The following is a 6,822-nucleotide window of genomic DNA, read 5'->3' on the forward strand; positions in this document are numbered from 1 at the left end:
CGAAGGGCACCTCGAAGGGCGCCTCGCCCGCGGTGCCGCCGCGCGCGAGTCAGAGCCGCAAGAGCTCGCGTCCGAGCGTGCCGAGCTGGGACGACATCATGTTCGGGGGCCGCGGCCCCAAGAAGTGAGGCGCGGACCGCGCCCTGCGTTCCATGCAACGACGAGTGCGGTCCACGTCAGCAGCACGACCGCGGCGGCGTACATGCCGATCGTCGCGTCGGTCGGGATGATGCAGGCGAAGATGCCGCCGAGCACCCACGCGAGCTGCAGCACCGTCTCCGATCGCGCGAAGGCGCTGGTGCGCACGGCCTCGGCGAGATGATCCTGGATCAGCGTGTCGAGCGCCAGTTTGCCGAGCGCCTGCCCGAGGCCGGCGACGAGCCCGACGATGACGGCCGTCATGAGATCGAAGTGCACCGCGGCGACGACGACGGCCGCGGTGTCCGCGAGCAGGCACGCGAGGATGACGACGCGCGGCGCGAGCGCGCGCACGACAGCTCCGGCAACGGAACCGAGCGCGTTGCCGATGGCGGCGGCGCCGACGACGATGGCGAGCAGCGTCGTCACCTTGTCCTCCCACCCGGGCAGCGGATGGGTCTTCATGAGGAACGCCATGAACATCGTGAGGAAGCCGCTGACCCAGCGCAGCCCGGTGTTCGTGCGCAGCGCAGCGACGACGGCGGGCGGCATCGTCAGCTTCGGGGCACGAAGTGAACCATCATGGCGGTCGGAGTCGATGTTCGCCGGCAGCAGGATGGCGAGGATGGTGCCGAACACGAACAGCAGGAACGCGGCACGGAACGCCCACGTCGCCCCGAACAGCGCGGCCGCGCCACCGGCGAGCGGGCCACCGATCGTCGCGCCCGTGACGCCCGCGAGGCTCATGCGGCTGTTGGCGCGCACGAGGCTCATCCCGTCGGGCAGCAACCGCGGCGTCGCCGATGATCGGGTGACGATGTAGGCCTTGCTCGCGACGAGGATGGCGAGCGCCGCGGGGAACTGCCAGACGGAGTCGCGTTCGATCGCGTCGGCGAGCACCCAGCACAGGAAGCCGCGCAGCGCGAACGTCGCACCCATCGCCCACCGACGGCCGTGACGATAGCGGTCGAGCAGCGGCCCGACGAGGGGCGCGACGATGGCGAACGGCAGCATCGTGAGCACGAGGAAGAGCACGACGTGGCTCTTCGCCTCCCCCGGCTGCGCGGAGATGAACAGCGTCCCGGCGAGTCCGACGGTGACGGCGGCGTCCCCCGCGTTCGACAGCGCGTGCACCTCCATGAGGCGCCCCAGGCCGCTCTCGCCGGCGCCCTGGGCGTTGCTCGCGCGGCGGGCGGCGCGCAGGGACGCCTTCGTCGCCCCCGCGCTCAGGCGAGCAGCGCCACGAACCCCCTGCCCGGCGAGGCGCCCCGCGGCGAGTGCACCACCGGCCATGCGTCGGGCGTTGTCGGATGCGGACGTTCCAGCCGTGCCCTGGGTGGCGTCAGGCGCCGGGCCGTCCGTCTCGTCGTCTCGATTCGATGCAACCGAGCGTCCGAGCTCGCGCGTCTCGTCCAGCTCACGGGCGTCACGGCGCGCGGTCGTCTCGTCCCACCCGCGGGTGTCATCATCCGCGGCGGGTCGCCCGGCGCGCCAACTCGGAGCGTACGAACCGCGCGCCCAGTACGGCGTCGTGTCGTCGGCGTCGTCGTCTCGAGGGCCGGAGCCTGGCGTGGACATGGCGACTCAGGGGCCTTCGTGTGCCGTCGACGATTCGCCCGCAGGCTCGGACGCGACGAACGTCGAAGCGGGCACCGGGCAGACGTCGAGGTCGAACGGCATCTGCTGCGCCCCGATCGTGCGCGCGGCATGTGACGTCATCCGACGCATGAAGTGGCGCCGGCACAGCACCTCGTACTCGACGAGCGGCGTCTCGCCCTGGTCGCCGGTGTCGCCGACGACGACCTGCTCGCCCTCGACGACCATCGTGCCGTCGACGACGCGGGCGTTGTGCGTCGCGCGCTTGCCGCACCAGCACAACGCCTCGACCTGCAGCAGCTGCGTGCGGTCGGCGAGTTCGAACAGGCGACGCGAGCCGGGGAACAGTTGGGTCTTGAAGTCGGCGGTGATGCCGAATGCGAAGACGTCGACGTCGAGTTCGTCGACGACGCGCGCGAGCTGATCGATCTGCTCGGGCTCGTAGAACTGCACCTCGTCGGCGATGACGTAGTCGAGCTCGCCGAGGGTGACGCGCGCGGAGACGGCGAGATCCCACAGGTCGAGGCCGGCGTTCACCTCGAGGGCCTCGCGGCGCAGGCCGAGGCGGGAGGAGATGACGGCCTCACCGGCGCGGTCGTGCTGGGTGAGGACGATGCCGCGACGGCCGCGCGCGGCATGGTTGTGATCCATCTGCAGCGCCAGCGTCGACTTGCCGCAATCCATCGTTCCGGTGAAAAACACGAGCTCAGCCACGGTCAGTCACCCTAGCGCGCGCCGAGGTGGAGGAACGGCACGTCGAGTTCGTCGGGCGTCATCGCACCGTGCTGGCCGAGCAGCGTGAGCACGCGGTCGCTCATGACACGCGAGTCGACGTACCCGCGCGCGCTCGTGACGGAGACGACGACGTCGCCGAAGCGTCCGGCGGTGGCGGGATCGAGCGCGCCGACCCAGCCGGCGTCGGCGAGCTGTTCGCGGATGAAGACGTGTCCGTGCGCGCCGATCTCGGCGCGCCAACGCGATCCGACGTCCGCGAGCGCCCCCGGCTCGACGTACAGGTGCAGCGCGCGCATCTCTCCCCCGACGCGTCGGACGCCGTCGCGCAGGTGCGGCGTCGTCGCGATGTCGACGCGCGCGTCGAGGGGGACGTCGACCATGCCGTGGTCGGCGGTCAGCGTGAGAGACGTGCCCGCGGGGCGCCCGAAGTCGAGGCGCGCCATCGCGTCGTCGAACACGGCGAGCTCGTGCGCCCACTGCGGCGAGCCGACGCCGTGGACGTGGCCGGCCTTGTCGATCTCGCCCCAGTAGAGGTAGACGAGTCGGTGACCGCGCCGGGTGGCGGCCAGCGCCGCGTCGACGCGGTCGTCGAGCCCCTCGGCCGGGTAGAACGTCGCGCCGCGCAGGGCGGCGTTCGTCAGGCCCGAGCCGTCGAAGTAGCCGGGTCCGATCATGGCGGGACGCAGCCCGGCGGCGTCGGCGCGTTCGAACACCGTCGGGTTCGGTTGCCACGCCTGCGGATTCGGCCCGTCCTTCCACGTCAGCTCGTTGAACACGCGCCCCGTCGCGGGGTCGACGACGAGGTAGCCGGCCAGGCCGTGCGCGCCGGGGGGCAGGCCGGTGCCGAACGTGCCCATCGACGTCGCCGTCGTCGTCGGGAAGCCCGCGGCGAGGGTCTGCATCCGCTCGAGGTGCTCGCGCAGGAACGGTGCGTGCGCGCTCTGACGGCGCAGCAGCCGCGCGCCCAGCCCGTCGGCGAGGACGACGATCGCCGCGCGCGCCTGCGGCAGCTTGCGCCCGGCCCCCGCGAACGCGACGGGGTCGAGGCTGCGTGCCACGGACGGCAGCACACCGGCGAGTCCGTCGGCGTCGTAGCGGGGAGCCTTCATCGCGGGCGTCAGCGGGCCGTGGAGCCGACGACGGCCGACAGGGCGTGCGCGAACGTCATCGCCTGCTGCAGGTGACCCTCTCCCTCGGCGTCGGCGGAGATGCGCAGGCTGATGTCGTCGCCGGTGATCGTGCCGTCGTAGCCGTGGTCGGCGTCGCAGTTCGGGTCGCCGCACGTCGCGGGCAGCAGGTCGATGCGGCTGATCGTGCCCCAGCCGATCGTCAGCGTCACCTCGCGCCCGAGGCTGCCGGAGCGGTAGCGCTCCGGGGAAGTGACGACGTGCGTCAGCGTCACGCCGCGCACGAACGACAGCGCGACCGTCTCCGACGTCGCCGTCACGGCCTGACGCGTCGAGCGCACACCCCCGGCGGCTGAGTCGTCGTGGTCGTCGGCGTGAACGATGACGAGCTTCGTCGGCGTCAGCACGAGCACCGTGATGTGACGCAGCAGTTCGTCCTGCTCGAAGGTCGTCTCCACGTGCACGAGGTGCTGGCGCACCTCGTCACCGGCGAGCGCGGTGGCCACGACGTCGCGCACGAGCGCGGGAAAGTAGCCGGCCTTGTCGATGGCACGAGCGAGGTCGGTGGGAAGGTTCTGAGCCATGCCTGCCATCATCCCATCCTGCGGCCCGCGCTCGCCTCTGGAGGGCGACCTCACGTCATGGCCCGTCGGCCCGAGTCCTGACGCAGCGACGCGGGCGCCAGCGTGATGCGCGCGCCGAGGACGTCGAGGCCGCCGGGGTGTGTGCTCACCGGGTTGAGTTCGAGGTGGGCGATCTCGGGGTTCTCGTCGGCGAGCACCGACACCCGCGCCACGAGATCCTCGATGGCGGCGCGGTCGATGCCGCGCCCGCGACTGCCGTCGAGCAGCGGCCACGCCTTGATCGAGCTGACGAGTTCGCTCACGTCACCGGTCGTCAGCGGCGGGTTGCGGTAACCGACGTCGTCGAGAAGGTCGGTCGGCGGGCCGGAGACGGAGAACGAGACGACGGGACCGAACAGCGGATCCTCGACGCTCGTGACGGAGCAGCCGATGCCGGGGGTCGCCATCTTCTGCACGACGAACTGGTCGGGGCCGTACTCCTCGAGACGCTCCGCGAGCGCCTCGTAAGCCTCGACGACGGCGAGCGGCGAGCGCAGGTCGGCGCGCAGCGCGCTCGCGACCTGGTGACGCACCTGCGGCGCGATCGACTTGACGACGACGGGGAAGCCCAGCTCCTCGGCCGCGTCGACCGCCTCCTTGGGCGAGCGCGCCGGAACGGAGGGCCACACCGAGATCTTGGCGAGCGCGAGCAGCTGCGCGGTCTCGTCGGCGGTGAGCTCCCGCCCGTCGGGCGACTCGGCCATGATCGAGCGCACCATCTCGTGCACGCCCTTGCGGTCGATGCCGAGCGGCGCCACGGGTTCACCGCGATCGCGCCCGCGCCACTCGGCGTAGTTCGTCGCGGCGGCGAGCGCTCGCACGCCGTCCTCGGGCATCGGGTAGGAAGGCACGATGCGCGTCGAGCCGTCGGGCGCGGACGCCGACAGGTCGTCGCTCACACCGTCGATGCCGAGGAACGTCGTGACGCAGGGCTTGTCGTACTGCGCGCTGACGGCGGCGACGGTGCGCGCGACGTCACGCCCGCCCGTGATGAGCGGCGGGATGAAGCTCGCGACGACCGAGTCGACGTTCTCGTCCTCGAACGCGGCGACGAGCGCGTCACGGAACGCGTCCTCACTCGCGTCCGCGGCGACGGCGACGGGGCCGCGGGTGACGTCGAGCTTCCAGCTCAGCGCCGCGTCACCGCACAGCGCGCCGAGCGCGTCGGAGTTGGCGACGACGGCGACGCGCCGCCCCTTCGGCAGCGGCTGGTTGACGACGAGCTGCGCTACGTCGAAGAGTTGGTGGACGTTGCCGACGCGGATGACGCCGCTCTGGCGCAGCATCTCGCGGAAGGCACGCGGAGGCGTTCGTGTCTCCCGGACGCGGTGCCCGGGCGGGCGTCCGAACGCGGAGACCTCGGACTTCACGACGACGACGGGTTTGCGCAGCGCGAGCTGCCGCGCGATACGCGTGAACTTGCGCGGGTTGCCGACCGATTCGAGGTAGAGGCCGACGGCGTGGGTGTCGTCGTCGTCGATCCAGTACTGCAGGAGGTCGTTGCCGGAGACGTCGATGCGGTTGCCGGCGGAAGCGAAATCGGACAGGCCGAGGCCACGCCGTCCGGCGCTCGCGAGCACGGCGATGCCGAGCGCACCGCTCTGCGCGAATAGCCCGAGGTGGCCGGCGGGCGGCATCTCGTAGGCGATGGAGGCGTTGAGGCGCGTGTCCTCGCGCGTGTTGATGAGCCCGAAACTGTTCGGCCCGACGACGCGCATGCCGTGTCGGCGGGCCAGCGCGAGCAGCTGGGCCTGACGCTCGGCGCCCTCGGGGCCCGACTCAGCGAACCCGGCGGAGACGACGAGCAGCGCTCGCACGCCCGCGCCGCCGCACTCGGCGACGACGTCGAGCACCTTCGGAGCCGGCACGGCGATGACGACGAGGTCGACCGGTTCCCCGATCGCGCTGATCGAGGGCACTGTCGGCAGGCCGTCGATCGTCCCCGCCTCGGGGTGCACGACGTGGAGCGTGCCGCGGTAGCCGCCCTCGACGAGGTTGGCGAGCACGCGACCGCCGACGGAGCGTCCGTCGCGCGAGACGCCGACGACGGCGATCGACGACGGGTTGAGCAGCGCACGCACCGACTGCGACTCGGCGCGCTGCTCGCGCGCGAGGCGCACGGCCTGCGACTTCTCGTTGGGCTCGATCTCGAAGCGCACGGAGATGACGCCGTCGTCGAAGTTGCGGCTGACGTCGTAGCCGGCCTCGGTGAAGACCTGGATCATCTTGCGGTTCTGCGGCAGCACGTCGGCGACGAACTCGGCGACGCCGTTCTCGGCGCCGATCGCCGCGAGATGCTCGAGCATGACGGAGCCGACGCCGCGGCCCTGGAAACTGTCGGCGACGTTGAACGCGACCTCGGCGCTCGTCGCGTCGCGCCCTCCGAGGCGGTCGTAGCGGCCGATGCCGATGATGTCGTCGCCAACGGTCGCGACGAGGGCGACACGTTCGACGTAGTCGACGTGCGTGAAGCGGCGCACGTCACGATCGCTCAGGCGCTTGATCGGGGCGAAGAAGCGCAGGTAGATCGATTCCTCGCTCTGCGCGGCGTGGAATCGGTGGATGCGTTCGGCGTCGTCGGGGCGGATGGGGCGCACGTGGGC

At 71.7% G+C, this 6,822-nt stretch carries 5 protein-coding genes; all 5 read right to left on the reverse strand.

The annotated features are described in order from the left end of the window. Positions 1 to 96: 96 nt before the first annotated feature. Positions 97 to 1,716, reverse strand: a complete 1,620-nt coding sequence (locus B2284_RS02395; RefSeq protein WP_286697133.1) for an MFS transporter — start codon at positions 1,714 to 1,716, stop codon at positions 97 to 99. A 6-nt stretch (positions 1,717 to 1,722) separates the two neighbouring features. Then, positions 1,723 to 2,448 (reverse strand): thymidine kinase, encoded by a 726-nt coding sequence (locus B2284_RS02400; RefSeq protein ID WP_062255883.1) that lies wholly within the window; start codon positions 2,446 to 2,448, stop codon positions 1,723 to 1,725. A gap of 11 nt (positions 2,449 to 2,459) precedes the next feature. Then, the gene (locus B2284_RS02405; protein ID WP_286697134.1) at positions 2,460 to 3,578 is read right to left on the reverse strand and encodes an alkaline phosphatase family protein; all 1,119 of its coding nucleotides are present in this window, start codon (positions 3,576 to 3,578) and stop codon (positions 2,460 to 2,462) included. A gap of 8 nt (positions 3,579 to 3,586) precedes the next feature. Continuing rightward, positions 3,587 to 4,189 (reverse strand): DUF5998 family protein, encoded by a 603-nt coding sequence (locus B2284_RS02410; RefSeq protein WP_281712255.1) that lies wholly within the window; start codon positions 4,187 to 4,189, stop codon positions 3,587 to 3,589. A gap of 41 nt (positions 4,190 to 4,230) precedes the next feature. Further along, the coding region (locus tag B2284_RS02415) for a bifunctional acetate--CoA ligase family protein/GNAT family N-acetyltransferase (protein WP_286697135.1) at positions 4,231 to 6,822 on the reverse strand (2,592 nt) is incomplete at its 5' end.

The sequence above is a fragment of the Dermacoccus sp. UBA1591 genome (genome assembly GCF_002322065.1).
In the GTDB taxonomy this organism is placed as follows: Bacteria; Actinomycetota; Actinomycetes; order Actinomycetales; family Dermatophilaceae; genus Dermacoccus; species Dermacoccus nishinomiyaensis.